Annotated in this window: 13 protein-coding genes; 5 read left to right on the top strand and 8 right to left on the bottom strand. The window is 71.5% G+C overall.

What is annotated here, in order from left to right; translation table 11 throughout:
- Positions 1-32 precede the first annotated feature (32 nt).
- On the bottom strand, positions 33-1,151 hold the full coding sequence (locus JIX56_RS01535; RefSeq protein ID WP_257550694.1) for an acyl-CoA dehydrogenase family protein: 1,119 nt from the start codon (positions 1,149-1,151) through the stop codon (positions 33-35).
- Between the two features lie 99 nt (positions 1,152-1,250).
- Here JIX56_RS01535 and JIX56_RS01540 point away from each other — a divergent pair, with 99 nt between their 5' ends.
- Both JIX56_RS01540 and JIX56_RS01545 read left to right on the top strand, forming a co-directional pair.
- Positions 1,251-2,072, top strand: coding sequence for an enoyl-CoA hydratase/isomerase family protein (locus JIX56_RS01540; protein WP_257536925.1), 822 nt, complete (start codon positions 1,251-1,253; stop codon positions 2,070-2,072).
- Between the two features lie 22 nt (positions 2,073-2,094).
- The gene (locus tag JIX56_RS01545; protein ID WP_257536926.1) at positions 2,095-2,592 is read left to right on the top strand and encodes a MaoC family dehydratase; all 498 of its coding nucleotides are present in this window, start codon (positions 2,095-2,097) and stop codon (positions 2,590-2,592) included.
- Here the strand turns inward: JIX56_RS01545 and JIX56_RS01550 are convergent.
- The 3 genes from JIX56_RS01550 to JIX56_RS01560 form a co-directional block, all read right to left on the bottom strand.
- Positions 2,571-3,986, bottom strand: coding sequence for a glycoside hydrolase family 1 protein (locus tag JIX56_RS01550; RefSeq protein ID WP_257536927.1), 1,416 nt, complete (start codon positions 3,984-3,986; stop codon positions 2,571-2,573). The genes JIX56_RS01545 and JIX56_RS01550 overlap by 22 nt on opposite strands.
- 114 nt (positions 3,987-4,100) lie before the next feature.
- Positions 4,101-4,442 (bottom strand): GMC oxidoreductase, encoded by a 342-nt coding sequence (locus JIX56_RS01555; RefSeq protein WP_443031736.1) that lies wholly within the window; start codon positions 4,440-4,442, stop codon positions 4,101-4,103.
- Between the two features lie 132 nt (positions 4,443-4,574).
- Complete coding sequence (locus tag JIX56_RS01560) at positions 4,575-5,462, bottom strand: crotonase/enoyl-CoA hydratase family protein (RefSeq protein WP_257536928.1); 888 nt, start codon at positions 5,460-5,462, stop codon at positions 4,575-4,577.
- 88 nt (positions 5,463-5,550) lie between these two features.
- Here JIX56_RS01560 and JIX56_RS01565 point away from each other — a divergent pair, with 88 nt between their 5' ends.
- The 3 genes from JIX56_RS01565 to JIX56_RS01575 are packed head-to-tail and all read left to right on the top strand — an operon-like array spanning position 5,551 to position 8,546.
- Positions 5,551-6,360: an enoyl-CoA hydratase/isomerase family protein gene (locus JIX56_RS01565; RefSeq protein ID WP_257536929.1), complete on the top strand. Its 810-nt coding sequence runs from the start codon at positions 5,551-5,553 to the stop codon at positions 6,358-6,360.
- A 3-nt stretch (positions 6,361-6,363) separates the two neighbouring features.
- Complete coding sequence (locus JIX56_RS01570; RefSeq protein ID WP_257536930.1) at positions 6,364-7,527, top strand: acyl-CoA dehydrogenase family protein; 1,164 nt, start codon at positions 6,364-6,366, stop codon at positions 7,525-7,527.
- Positions 7,524-8,546: a TIGR03617 family F420-dependent LLM class oxidoreductase gene (locus JIX56_RS01575; protein ID WP_257536931.1), complete on the top strand. Its 1,023-nt coding sequence runs from the start codon at positions 7,524-7,526 to the stop codon at positions 8,544-8,546. Before JIX56_RS01570 ends, JIX56_RS01575 begins: the two co-directional genes overlap by 4 nt.
- A gap of 7 nt (positions 8,547-8,553) precedes the next feature.
- Here the strand turns inward: JIX56_RS01575 and JIX56_RS01580 are convergent, their stop codons facing one another.
- From JIX56_RS01580 to JIX56_RS01595, 4 genes are read right to left on the bottom strand one after another with little or no spacing between them, the layout of a single operon-like run.
- Positions 8,554-9,312 (bottom strand): FadR/GntR family transcriptional regulator, encoded by a 759-nt coding sequence (locus JIX56_RS01580; RefSeq protein ID WP_257536932.1) that lies wholly within the window; start codon positions 9,310-9,312, stop codon positions 8,554-8,556.
- 5 nt (positions 9,313-9,317) lie between these two features.
- Positions 9,318-9,719, bottom strand: a complete 402-nt coding sequence (locus JIX56_RS01585; RefSeq protein ID WP_257536933.1) for a Zn-ribbon domain-containing OB-fold protein — start codon at positions 9,717-9,719, stop codon at positions 9,318-9,320.
- The gene (locus JIX56_RS01590) at positions 9,716-10,921 is read right to left on the bottom strand and encodes a thiolase family protein (protein WP_257536934.1); all 1,206 of its coding nucleotides are present in this window, start codon (positions 10,919-10,921) and stop codon (positions 9,716-9,718) included. Before JIX56_RS01590 ends, JIX56_RS01585 begins: the two co-directional genes overlap by 4 nt.
- On the bottom strand, positions 10,875-12,464 hold the full coding sequence (locus tag JIX56_RS01595) for an AMP-binding protein (RefSeq protein WP_257536935.1): 1,590 nt from the start codon (positions 12,462-12,464) through the stop codon (positions 10,875-10,877). Before JIX56_RS01595 ends, JIX56_RS01590 begins: the two co-directional genes overlap by 47 nt.
- Positions 12,465-12,484: the final 20 nt, after the last annotated feature.

Raw genomic sequence — 12,484 nt, forward strand, 5'->3', positions numbered from 1 at the left:
CAGGGTCTCGGCATCCGAGCCGGGCAGAGGGCTCAGATGCCGAGCCGCGTGGCGAGCAGTTCCCGGTGGTGCGACGGCGTGCCGAGCAGCACCTCGGAGCTCTTGGCCCGCTTGAAGTACAGGTGGGCGGGGTGTTCCCAGGTGAAGCCGATCCCGCCGTGGACCTGGATGTTGTCGCCGGCGACCCTGGTGAACGTCTCCGAGCAGAAGGTCTGGGCGAGGGCCGCCGCGATCGCGGTCTCGGTCTCGTCGCCGGCATCCAGGGCCCACAGCCCGGCGTACGCGGCCGAGCGGGCGGACTCGATGTCCACCAGCATGTCGGCGCACTTGTGCTTGATCCCCTGGAACGAGCCGATGGGCCGCCCGTACTGCACGCGGATCTTGGCGTACTCCACGGCGGCGTCCAGCGCGGCCGCCGCTCCCCCGGCCTGTTCCGCGGCGAGCAGGACGGAGGCGGTGGCGAGGGTGCGTTCGAGGGCGGGCCATGCCGTGCCCTCGGTGCCGACCAGGCGGGCGGGGGTGTCCGTGAACTCCAGACGGGCCTGCTTGCGGGTCTGGTCGAGGGTGGGCAGAGACGTACGGTCGAGGCCCGGCGCGTCGGCCCCGACCGCGAGGAGGCTGATGCCGCAGGGGGTACGGGCGGCGACCAGGAGCAGGTCGGCGAGATGGCCGTCGGGGACGTAGGTCTTCGTGCCGGTCAGCTGCCATCCGGTGGCCCTCTCGCGGGCGGTGAGCCCGATGCCCTGCGCGTCCCAGCGGCCGTCGTCCTCGGTGAGCGCCAGGGTGGCCACCGTCGCGCCGGAGGCGATGCCCGGCAGGAGGTCACGTCGTGCCCGCTCGTCGTCGCAGCGCAGCAGGGCCTCGGCGGCCAGGGCGACGGTGGCGAAGTACGGCCCGCACAGCAGCGCGCGGCCCGCCTCCTCGAAGACGATGCCGAGGTCGACGTAGCCGAAACCCGAGCCGCCGTACTCCTCCGGCACGGCGAGTCCCTGTAGGCCGAGTTCGCCGGCCATCCGCCGCCAGAGGACGGGGTCGTGGCCGCGCGGATCGGCGGCCAGCCGGCGCACGGCCGCCTCGTCGGAGTACTTGGCGAGGAACGACCGGACGACCTTGCGCAGTTCGTCCTGTTCCTCGCTGAAGGTGAGATCCATGCCGAGCTTCCCGTCCTCGCCTGCCGACCGCTTGCCCACACACTCCACGATACAGTTAGATAATTATAGTATCCGCACTGATTGCACCAGGAGGGCGACGTGACCGATCCGTACGCAGCGTTCGGGAGCCTGACCTTCGAGCGGCCGGCGCCCGGCGTGCTCCGCGTCGTGCTCGACGCGCCGCACCTCAATGCGGTGGATCCGGAGATGCACGGCGAGCTGGCCGACGTCTGGCGGGTGATCGACCGGGACGAGCAGACGCGTGCCGTGCTGGTCCAGGGGGCCGGCCGGGCCTTCTCGGCCGGCGGGACCTTCGACTCCATCGAAGCGCTGACCGAGGACCACGCGGTGCGGGCCCGGGTCATGCGCGAGGCGCGGGACATGGTATATGGAGTGATGAACTGCTCCAAGCCCGTGGTGTCCGCCATCCACGGTCCGGCGGTCGGCGCCGGGCTGGTCATCGGGATGCTCGCGGACATCTCCATCGCCGCGCGCACCGCGAAGATCGTCGACGGGCACACCCGCCTCGGGGTCGCCGCCGGTGACCATGCCGCGATCTGCTGGCCGCTGCTGTGCGGCATGGCCAAGGCCAAGTACTACCTGCTGACCTGCGAGACCCTCACCGGCGAGGAGGCGGAGCGGATCGGCCTGGTGTCGAAGTGCGTGGACGACGACGAGGTCCACGCGGAGGGCCTGCGCGTGGCGACCGTCCTGGCCGCCGGCCCCGCCAGCGCGATCAGCTGGACCAAGCGGTCCCTCAACCACTGGTACCGCACCGCCCAGCCGATCTTCGAGGCCTCGCTGGGGCTGGAGTTCTTCGGGTTCGGCGGACACGAGGTCGTCGAGGGACTGGCGGCCCACCGCGAGAAGCGTTCCCCGGACTTCGAGGGTGTGGCAGGCAAGCACCCGCTCGATCTCTGACCCCATCAACAAGGAACCGATCATGACGCTGCAGCAGACCACCGAAGTCCCCCCGCTGGTCCGGGGGTTGACCTACGAGGAGATGCCGGTCGGGCAGGTCTTCCGAACCGCCCGCCGGACCGTCACCGAGACCGACCTCGTCAATTTCGTCACCTGGGGCGGCTTCACCGAGCCGCTGTTCTGGGACGCCACACACGCGGCGGAGGGCGGGTACACCGGCCGGCTGGTCCCGGGCGGCCTGACGTACTGCCTCGCCGAAGGGCTCGTCCTCCAGACCAATGTGCTGCACGGTACGGGCCTCGCCTTCCTGCACATGGAACTGACCGTGCGGGGGCCGGTGTACGTCGGGGACACGCTCCACGCGATCGTGGAGACGACGGGCTGCCGCCCGTCCAGCAAGCCGGGGCGGGGTGTGGTGACCAGCCGGATCACCGTACGCAATCAGCGGGACGAGGAGGTGCTCGTCTACACGCCGGTGCGGCTGATCCGGGGCAAGGACTACGTGGCCGAAACGCGTTGAGTCCGGGCGGGGGCCGGCACCAGGGTCAGCCCGGCCGCGTGGCCTTCGCCGGGGACGACGGCGCCGCCGAACGCTTCCCCGTGCACCCAGTCCGAGGGGATCGGGGGGCGCGGCGGGGGCTCGTGGTCGGGGACGGCCATCGCGTAGAGGCGGGTGTAGCGGAACTTCGCCTCCAGATTGTCGAGCACCGACCAGTACTCGTAACCGCAGACGTCCACCCCGGCCGCGACGAGGCGTGCCAGCCAGGTGAGCCTGGCGCGCAGCAGGGCCCGCCGCCGGACGTCGTCGCTGCGTCCCGACTCGTCGACCAGGTCAAGGTCGCCCATACCGTTGTCGATGACGGACAACGGCGGCAGCAGGTCTCCGTACAGGTCGTGGAGTCCGGCGACGGCGTCGGCGAGCCCCTCGGGGACGATGGGCCAGCCGTACGCCGTCGTCTCCACGTCGTCGAAGGGGACGATGGCGAATCCGAGGCCGACGAGCAGGCGGTTCACCTCGTTGAGGGCGCCGAGGCAGCGGCTGGTCGGCAGCACGCGGGGCAGGTTCTCCGGGGCGGTGACGCGGAACGGGGTGTGCCAGGACAGGCCCAGCAGGTCCTGCGGTGTGGCGATGACCTCCAGGTCGCCGGGGCGTACGCAGCCGGTGGCCTCCACCGGTGCGACGTCCTCCTCGGTCACCATGTGCTCGCCGAGCAGCAGGGGGTCGAGGAAGAGCCGGTTGGTCCAGCTCTCCAGGCGTTCCAGGGCGAGGCGGTCGTAGGGGTCGTCGGTGGCCGGGTAGCCGCCGACGAGGGTGACCGTGGTGCCGATCCGGCCGGGTGCGCCGGCGGCCCTGAGGGCCCGGGTCGCGAGTCCGTTGGCGAGCAGGATGTGGTGGATCGCGGGGAGGCCGGCGCGGCCGATGCCCCGGCCCGGTGTGTACATTCCGGCCACGTGTTCCGCGAGCGTGGGACCGGCGAGGTCGGTGGAGGTGATCCAGCGTGCCACCCGGTCGCCGAAGCGTCGGCCCAGCTCGGCGGCGTAGACGGCGAAGTACTCGGCGGTGTCGCGGGCGAGCCAGCCGCCGGAGGCCTCCAGCCACGCCGGCAGTGACCGGTCGAGCAGCGTCAGACCGGGCCGCAGACCCAGCTCCAGCAGGGCATCGAGTTCGCGGTCGCAGCGGTCCAGGGCGTCCCGGTCCCAGCTGCCCGGCCCGTCGGGCTGGAGCCGCGGCCATCCGGCGACCGCCCGGTGCGAGTCGGGTGTGACGCCGACCAACTGCCGGATGTCGTCGGTCCACTGCCCGAAGTGCCCGCCGCGCTCCTGCGGAGGCGGCGGCGGGGCCGCGATGGTGTCCGCGGTGGCGACTCCCCAGTCGACATCGCGCAGGGATTCATGCAGGAAACCATCGCTCATGGCTACCGTCCAGGCGGTCAATGGTTTAGCGCATTCAACTGAATGTCCGCCGACCGGACGCTAACACTTCGGGGAAACTACGACAATGTTTCGGCCAGATCTCCTCGCGCCGGATCAGGCGGTGCCGAGGACGAGGTCGGCCGCCCGCCAGGCCATGGCCATGATCGGTGCGTTCAGGTTGCCGGACACCATGGTCGGCATGACCGAGCAGTCGACCACCCGCAGGCCTGCGACACCGCGCACCCGCAGCTCGGCGTCGACGACGTCGTCCTCGGCCGGGCCCATGGCGCAGGTGCCGACGACGTGGTAGCCGCAGCGCCCGTGGTCGAGGCCGGCGTCGATGATCTGCTGGTCCTCGCGGACCGCGGGGCCCGGCAATGTCTCGGTCGTGATCCGGTCGGCGATCGGCTCAGTCTCGAAGAGCTCCCGCATACGGCGGAAGAGGGCGGCGCCCACGGTGCGGTCGTGATCGGAGCCGTAGTAGTTCGGCGTGATCGTGAGGGGGGCCTCTCCCGGGGTCCTCGGAGAGCCGGCCTGCGAGTACGCAGCCCGCGGAGCCCGCGCCCACCACGATGTAGTCGAAGGTGGTCATCGCTCCACCTGCCCCGACGGCTCCCCGAAGGGACGGAACTCCCCCTCATGCCACCAGGGGTAGACGGGCGGCATGTCCTTGCTGACCCGGCCCGGGAACTCGGGCGGCCGTTTGGCGAGGAACGACTGGACGCCCTCCACGGGGTCCGGGCCGCCGCCGATCTGGCTCATGATGCGGGAGTCGAGGCGGTGCGCGGTCATCGGGTGGGGTTCGCCGAGCATGCGCCACATCATCTGGCGTGACAGGGCGACGGAGATCGCCGAGGTGTTCTCGGCGATCTCGCGGGCGAGTGCGTACGCCGCCGGCAGCAGCTCCTCAGGCGGGTGGACGGAGCGGACCAGCCCGGCCGCCAGTGCCTCGTCGGGGCCGAAGACGCGGCCGGTGGACACCCATTCCATGGCCCGCTGCATGCCCACGGCCCGCGGCAGGAACCAGCTCGCCGCCGACTCCGGCACGATCCCGCGCCGCGCGAAGACGAAGCCGAACTTGGCCGAGGTCGACGCCAGCCTGATGTCCATGGGCAGGGTCATGCTGGCCCCGACGCCCGCCGCCGGGCCGTTGACCGCCGCGATGACCGGCTTGGTGCTGGAGAAGATCCTGAGCGCGACCCGGCCGCCGGTGTCCCTGTGCCACGCGCCCGCCTTGCGGTGGTCGAAGGACGAGCCGCCGGAGCTGACGTCCGCGCCCGCGCAGAAGCCGCGTCCGGCGCCGGTCACGACGATCACCCGTACCTCGTCGTCGGCATCGGCCGCGTCCAGGACGTCCAGCAGGTCCTGCATCATCTGAGGGGTGAAGGCGTTGAGCTTCTCGGGCCGGTTCAGTGTGACGGTGAGGATCCGTTCCGCCACCTCGGCCCGCACGGTCTCGTACTCCTGCTCCGGCATACGCGTCACCCTCCGTCAGCCTCATCACCAAGCGAGCCGTTCCCAGTAAGCTGAATTAGTTATACCATTGAACTCTACTTACTCATTCATGGATGCGGCGGTGGATGTGGACATGGCGGATCTGGTGGTGACCTCCCACGGGCCGGTCCGGCTCATCGAGCTGAACCGGCCCGACCAGCTCAACGCGATGAGCGAGGAGCTGCACTCCGGGCTCGCCTCGGTCTGGGACACGCTCGCCGACGACCCTCAGGCACGGGTCGTCGTGCTCACCGGGCGCGGCCGGGCGTTCAGCGCCGGGGGCAACTTCGACATCATGACCCGCGTCCAGCGCGACAGCGCGTTCCGGGAACAGAACGTCGACGAGGCACGGCGGATCATCACCGGCATGGTCCGCTGCCCGCTGCCGGTGATCGCGGCGGTCAACGGCCCCGCCGTCGGCCTCGGTTGCAGCCTGGCCCTGCTGAGCGACCTCGTGCTGATCGCCGACGACGCGTATGTGGCCGACCCGCACGTCCAGGTCGGGCTGGTCGCGGGCGACGGTGGCGCGCTGGTCCTGCCCCTGCTCGTCGGCCTGACCCGCGCGAAGGAACTGCTGTTCCTCGGCGACCGGATGAGCGCCGAGGAGGCGGTCCGGCTGGGCGTCGCCAACCGCGTCGTACCGAAGGACAAGCTCATGGACGAGGCCATGGACCTGGCCGGGCGGCTGGCCGCCCTGCCCGCGCAGGCGCTGCGCGAGACCAAACGGGCGGTGAACCTGCATCTGGAGCAGGCGCTCGCCACCGTCCTCGAGCCCGCCCTGCTCGCCGAGCGGGACAGCATGCACTCCCCGGACCACATCGCCCTCGTCGAGAAGATCATCGCAGCGCGCGCCCGGCGCCGGGCCGACGAGAAGGGCTGAGACATGGACTTCGCCTTCAGCGACGAGCAGGAGGAACTGCGGCGCACGGTAAGGGCGTTCCTCGCGGACACCTCGCCCGAGACCGAGGTCCGGCGGCTGATGGAGACCCCGGCGGGCTTCGACCGGGCGCTGTGGCGCCGGATGGGCTCGGAGCTGGGCCTCCAGGGGCTGGCCGTCCCCGAGGAGTACGGCGGCGCCGGGTGCGGGCCGGTGGAGGTGGGCGTGGTCATGGAGGAGATGGGACGGGCGCTGTTGTGCGCGCCCTTCCTGTCCTCAGCCGTGCTGGCCACGACCACGCTGCTGCGCTGCGCCGACGAGGACGCCCGCAAGGCCCTGCTGCCGGGCCTGGCCTCCGGGGAACTCGTCGGGACGCTGGCCCTGACCGAGGACTCCGCCCGCTGGGACGCGGCGGGAGTGCGGCTCACCGCCCGGGAGACCAACGGGAGTTGGCTGCTGACCGGGCACAAGACGTTCGTCCTCGACGGGGCCACCGCCGATGTCGTCCTCACCGTGGCCCGTACCGACGACGGCATCGGCGTCTTCCGCGTGGACGGCGACGCGGCCGGGCTGACCCGTGAGCCCCTGCCCACGATGGACCCGACCCGCCGGCAGGCACGCCTCGACTACGAGGACGTACCGGCGACCCGGCTGCGGACGCACGGCGACGGCTGGGACCTGGTCGCCGAGGTACTGGACCGGGCATCGGTGGCGCTGGCCGCCGAGCAGGTCGGGGTGGCCTCCCGGGTGCTCGACATGGCCGTGGAGTACGCCAGGACGCGGCACCAGTTCGGGCGGCCCATCGGCTCGTTCCAGGCCGTGAAGCATCTTCTCGCCGACGTCCTCCTGGAGGTGGAGTCGGCACGCGCCGCCGCGCACTACGCGCTGCTCGCCGCCGAGGGCGAGGACCCGGGGCTGCCCGCCGTGGCGAGCCTGGCCAAGGCGTTCTGCTCGGACGCCTGTCTGCGGGCGACGGCGGAGAACATCCAGGTGCACGGCGGCATCGGCTTCACCTGGGAGCACCCGGCCCATCTGTATCTGAAGCGGGCCAAGACATCACAACTGCTGTTCGGCGACCCTGCGTACCACCGGGAACTGCTCGCGCGGCGCATCGGATTGGACGCCATCACAGTGACATCGGACGCGGACACGGAAGAAGGAGCGGCATGAAGGTCGACGGCAAGCTCAATGTGTGGAGCACCACGGGCGTGGTCGAGGAGGCGAGACACCACGAGAAGGCCGGCTACGACGGTCTGTGGGCGTCCGAGTCCAAGCACGACCCCTTCCTGCCGCTGGTGCTGGCGGCGGAGCACACCGACCGCCTGGAAGTCGGCACGGCCATCGCGGTCGCCTTCGCCCGCTCCCCCATGCAACTCGCCTACACCGCACACGACTTGCAGACCTATGCCGGGGGACGTTTCTCGCTCGGCCTGGGCAGCCAGATCAAGCCCCACATCGAGCGGCGTTTCGACATGCCGTGGAGCCGGCCGGCGGCCCGGATGCGGGAGTACGTGAGCGCGCTGCGCGCCATCTGGGCCTCCTGGAACGAGGGCGAGCGGCTGAACTTCCGCGGCGACTTCTACTCGCACACCCTGATGTCGCCCTTCTTCTCTCCGCCGCCCGCGCCCGGCGGCGCGCCCAAGGTGTTCGTGGCCGCCGTGGGTGAGGCGATGACCCGGGTGGCCGGCGAGGTCGCCGACGGACTGCTCGCGCACGGCTTCACCACCGAGCGGTATCTGCGGGAGGTCACGCTGCCGACCGTCGAGACGGGGCTGACGAAGTCCGGCCGTACCCGAGCCGACTTCTCCGTCTCCCACCTCCTGCTGACCGCGACCGGCCGCACGGAGGAGGAGATGGCCCGCGCGATCGACGGCACCCGTGCCCAGATCGCCTTCTACGGCAGCACTCCCGCCTATCGCGGGGTGCTGGAGCTGCACGGGTGGGGGGAACTCGGCGACGAACTGCACGCGTTGTCGACGTCCCGCCGCGAGGACAAGTGGGAGGCGATGAGCCGGCTCGTCGACGACGAGGTGCTGCACACCTTCGCGGTGGTGGCCGAGCCGGACCGGGTCGCGGGCGAGATCCGCCGCCGGTACGGGGCGCTCGTCGACCGGGTGTCCTTCTACACCGCGTACGAGATCGACGCCGCGGTGTGGGAGCCCATCGTCGGGGAGCTGCACGGAAGTTGACGGTAGGTCAGCCGAGCAGGTCCAGGACGGTGGTCATGGACCTGTTCTGCAGCAGATAGTCCTCCGCCTCCTGGAGGTGGAGGCGCCACAGCTCCTCGGCGGCCTCGGCCCGCCGCGCGGCCACCAGCTCGACGAGCGCGCCGTGGGCGCGGAAGCCCCGGCGGTTGGCCCGGATGTTCTCGGGGCTGCCGGCGTCGAGGTCGACATGGGACCAGTTCGCCTGGTCGATGATGTTCCGGACCATGCCGTTGAGGACGCCGAGCGTCTCGTTGCCCGCCAGCTCGACGACGAGGGCGTGGAACTCCATGTGGGCGCGGATGAAGGCCGACGGGTCGTCCATCAGCGCCTCGGCCTCGGCGACGGCGGCCCGCAGCCGCTCCAGGTCCTCGTCCGTGCGCCGCCCGGCCAGCAGTCCGGCGCACGGCGCCTCGATCACCGTACGGGCGTCGTACACGTCCTTGAGGGTCGTGCCCCGGTACTCGAGGACGACCCCCGCGTAGCGGGCGGCCACCGTGCCCTCCGGGGTCTGCACGCGCGCCCCGCCCCGGGCGCCCCGGCGCACGCTGATCAGGGACTCCGACTCCAGCACCCGGAACGCCTCGCGCAGCGTCGGCCGGGAGACGGCGAACTCCGCCATCAGAGCCGTCTCGGCGGGCAGCGCGTCTCCTTCCGCGAGTTCACCGCGCACGATCTTGCGGCGCAGCTGTGCCGCCACCAGCTCGGCCATCTTGGGCACCCGTACCGGTGTGTTCGCCACGGCGTCCATCTCCTTCAGTCACCCGCATCCGGCACGAAGTACGGCAACATGATCTCGTCGGTGAGCGGACGGAAGTCCACCCGGACGCGCAGGCCGATGATTACGCCGTCCAGGTCGCCCGCGTCGACATGGGACAGCAGGGTGCCGCCGTCGTCCAGATCGACCACGGCGAGCGCGAACGGCGTGTCGAAGCCGGGGCCCGGCGCGCGGTGCACCACGGTCACGGAGTAGACCGTGCCCCGGCCCGCGCTGGGCACATACCGCCAGTCCCGTGCCAGGCACCCCGGGCAGGCGGGCTCGGGGACGAAGAAGCGCAGGCCGCAGGTCGGGCAGTGGGGGACGACCAGGTCGCCGCGCCGGGCCGCGTCCCAGAAGGGCCGGGTCAGGGGGGTGGGGGCGGGTACGGGCCTGCTCATCGTGTCCTCCCCAGAACGCTCATCTCGTAGTGCTGCGCCCCGGAACCGGCGTTGCCGACGACCGCCAGCTCCGCGCCCTCGATCTGGTGCACGGCGGTTCCGCGCAACTGCCGTACAGCTTCGACGACTTTGAGCGTCATCTGCTGGGTGCCGTTCCAGGCGTACGCCAGACAGCCGCCGTCCGGGTTGACGGGGTGCTTGCCGCCGACGGCGATCGCGCCACTGGCCGCGAGCGGTCCACCCTCGCCCTCTCCGCACAGCCCGAGGATCTCCAACTGCCGGATGATCTCGAAGGAGTTGGGGTCGTAGAGGGAGAAGACGTCCACGTCGTGCGGGCTCACGCCGGCCATGGCGTAGGCGCGCTCGGCCGCGTCCCGGCCTAGCTGACCGACCTCGCGGTGCAGGGCCGGGTTGGCGTAGGCGGCCTGGTGGTACTCCATGCCTCCGCCGAGGACGGCGACGGGCGGGTGCGGCAGGTCGCGGGCGCGTTCGGCGGTGGTCACCACGAGGGCGGCGCCGCCCTCGCCGACGATGCAGCAGTCCAGCAGGTGGAACGGTGTGGCCACCATGCGGGAGGCGAGCACGTCGTCGGCGGTGTACGGGCCGCGCCCGTACATCATCGCCTCCGGGTTGGTGGTGCCGTTGTTGCGGATGGTCGCGGCGACCTCCGCGAGCTGGCGGGAGGTCGTCCCGTACTCGTGCATGTGCCGCGCGGCCACCAGCGCGAACTGGGCGACGACATAGCTGCCCCACACGTCGGCGAACTCCAGCGGCACCCCGGCCGCGACCGGGCCCGCACCGCGCGCGACCAGCTTGCAGCCGCCGACCACGACGGTGTCCGCGAACCCGGCGTGGATGGCCGCCGCCGCCTTCAGCAGGCCCCGCGAGCCCGCGTTGTCGAGCATGGAATCGCTGGTCCAGCGCAGGTCCCGGCCGAGCATGCGGGCCCAGGAGCTGCCCTCGCCGGGCACGCCGCCCGGGCCGGGCCAGTCGACCTGGGCGCCGTCGACGTCCGCCGGGGTGAGCCCGGCGTCCGTGATCGCTCCGCGCACCGCTTCGAGGGCGAGGTCCATGGCGTCGCGGTCCGGGAGGGACAGCGCCTGCTCGGTGGCGTACACCCCCGCGACCACGGGCCGGCGGCCGTCCTTCACCGCGTCACCGTCCCGCGCCGAGCTGGTCGCCGCCGGGGTAGCCGCCCCCACCGAAGCGCTCGTCGAGCGCCTCGTAGTCCTTGGCGTAGTCCTTGGTGCGCGGCAGGGCGTCGACGAACTCCACCGTCTTCGGCTTCTTGTACGAGGCGATCCTCGCCCGGCAGTGCTCGATGACGTCCTCGGCCGTGACCGCGTCGGCGTCCGGGCGGAGCACGACGACGGCCTTGACGTCCTGCGCCCAGCGCTCGTTGGGGACGCCGATCACGGCGGCCTCCTTGACGGCCGGGTGAGACTCGATGCAGTTCTCCACCTCGGCCGGGAAGATGTTCTCGGCGGCCGACTTCAGCATGCGGGTCGTCGTCCCGAGGAAGCTGAGCGTGCCGTCGGGCTCGCGGCGGCCGAGGTCGGTGGTGTGCCACCAGCCGAAGCGGAAGCGCTCCTCGTTGATCTCCGGGCGGTTCCAGTAGCCGAGGTGCACGAGGTCGCCACGGACGCAGATCTCGCCGGCCTCACCGATGGCGCACTCCTCACCGCTGCCGTTGAGGACACGTACAGTGGTGAAGGGGCCCGGTCGTCCCGCGTTGCCGGCGCCCGTGCCGCCGTAGGCGCCGGTCACGGCGAAGCCGGTCACCTCCGTCTGCCCGTAGCCCCGGCCCTCGCCGCCCCCGTTGCGGGTGAAGCGGCTCTGGTCGGTGGGGATCGTGCCCTGCCACAGGGGTGCGGCGACGGTCGCCCTGAGGTGGGAGAGGTCGTGCCCGGCCTCGCTGTTCAGGGCGACGAGCTGGGCGATGGTCGGCGGCATCAGATAGGCGTGGGTGCACTGCTCGGCCGCCAGCAGCGGGAGCAGTTCCTCGGCGACCACCCGGCGGACGATCACGTTCTTGCCGCCGTGGACGAAGGCCGGGACGCCCCAGAACTGGTAGTTGCCGATGTGGAACATCGGTCCGGCGCCCAGGAAGGCGGTCTCGGTGCCGATGTCGCCCATCCAGGCGGCGCTCGCGCCCATCGCGAGCAGGTTGCGGTGCGAGAGCATCGAGCCGGACTGCCGTCCGGAGATGGCCGCGGTGTAGATCACCAGGAGCGCGGAGTCGGGGTCGACGGCCGCGTCGTCCGAGGCGGCGGCCGGGTCCTCGGGCGCGCCGGAGGCGAGGAAGGCTTCGTAGGACTCCGGGCCCTCGGCGTCGTGACGCAGCCACAACGCCCGGTGGTCGACGCCCAGTTCGGCCCTGGCCTTGCCGACGGTGTCGCCGATCTCCTCGTCCTGCCAGACGACGACCTTGGGGTCGAAGTCCTCCAGCGCGAACGCCATCTCCGGGGCGGCCCAGCGCCAGTAGCCGGGGCACACCATGGCCCCGAGTTTGGCGGCGGCGCCGAGCAGCTCCCAGATGCGGAAGGAGTTCTGGCCCAGCCACAGGACGCGGTCGCCGGGGCCGACACCCGCATGGGCGAGGGCGTTGGCGAGTCGGTTGGTGCGCTCGTCCAACTGCGGCCAGGTGAGCCGGACTTCGCCGTCGACGAGGGCGACGCCGTCGGGGAAGGACCTTCGGTGTTCACGGATGAGGTCGCCGAACGTCAGGCGGCGGGCTGGGTGCATGCTCTTCGCTCCAGAAGGTG

The organism is Streptomyces sp. CA-210063, from assembly GCF_024612015.1.
Lineage (GTDB): Bacteria > Actinomycetota > Actinomycetes > Streptomycetales > Streptomycetaceae > Streptomyces.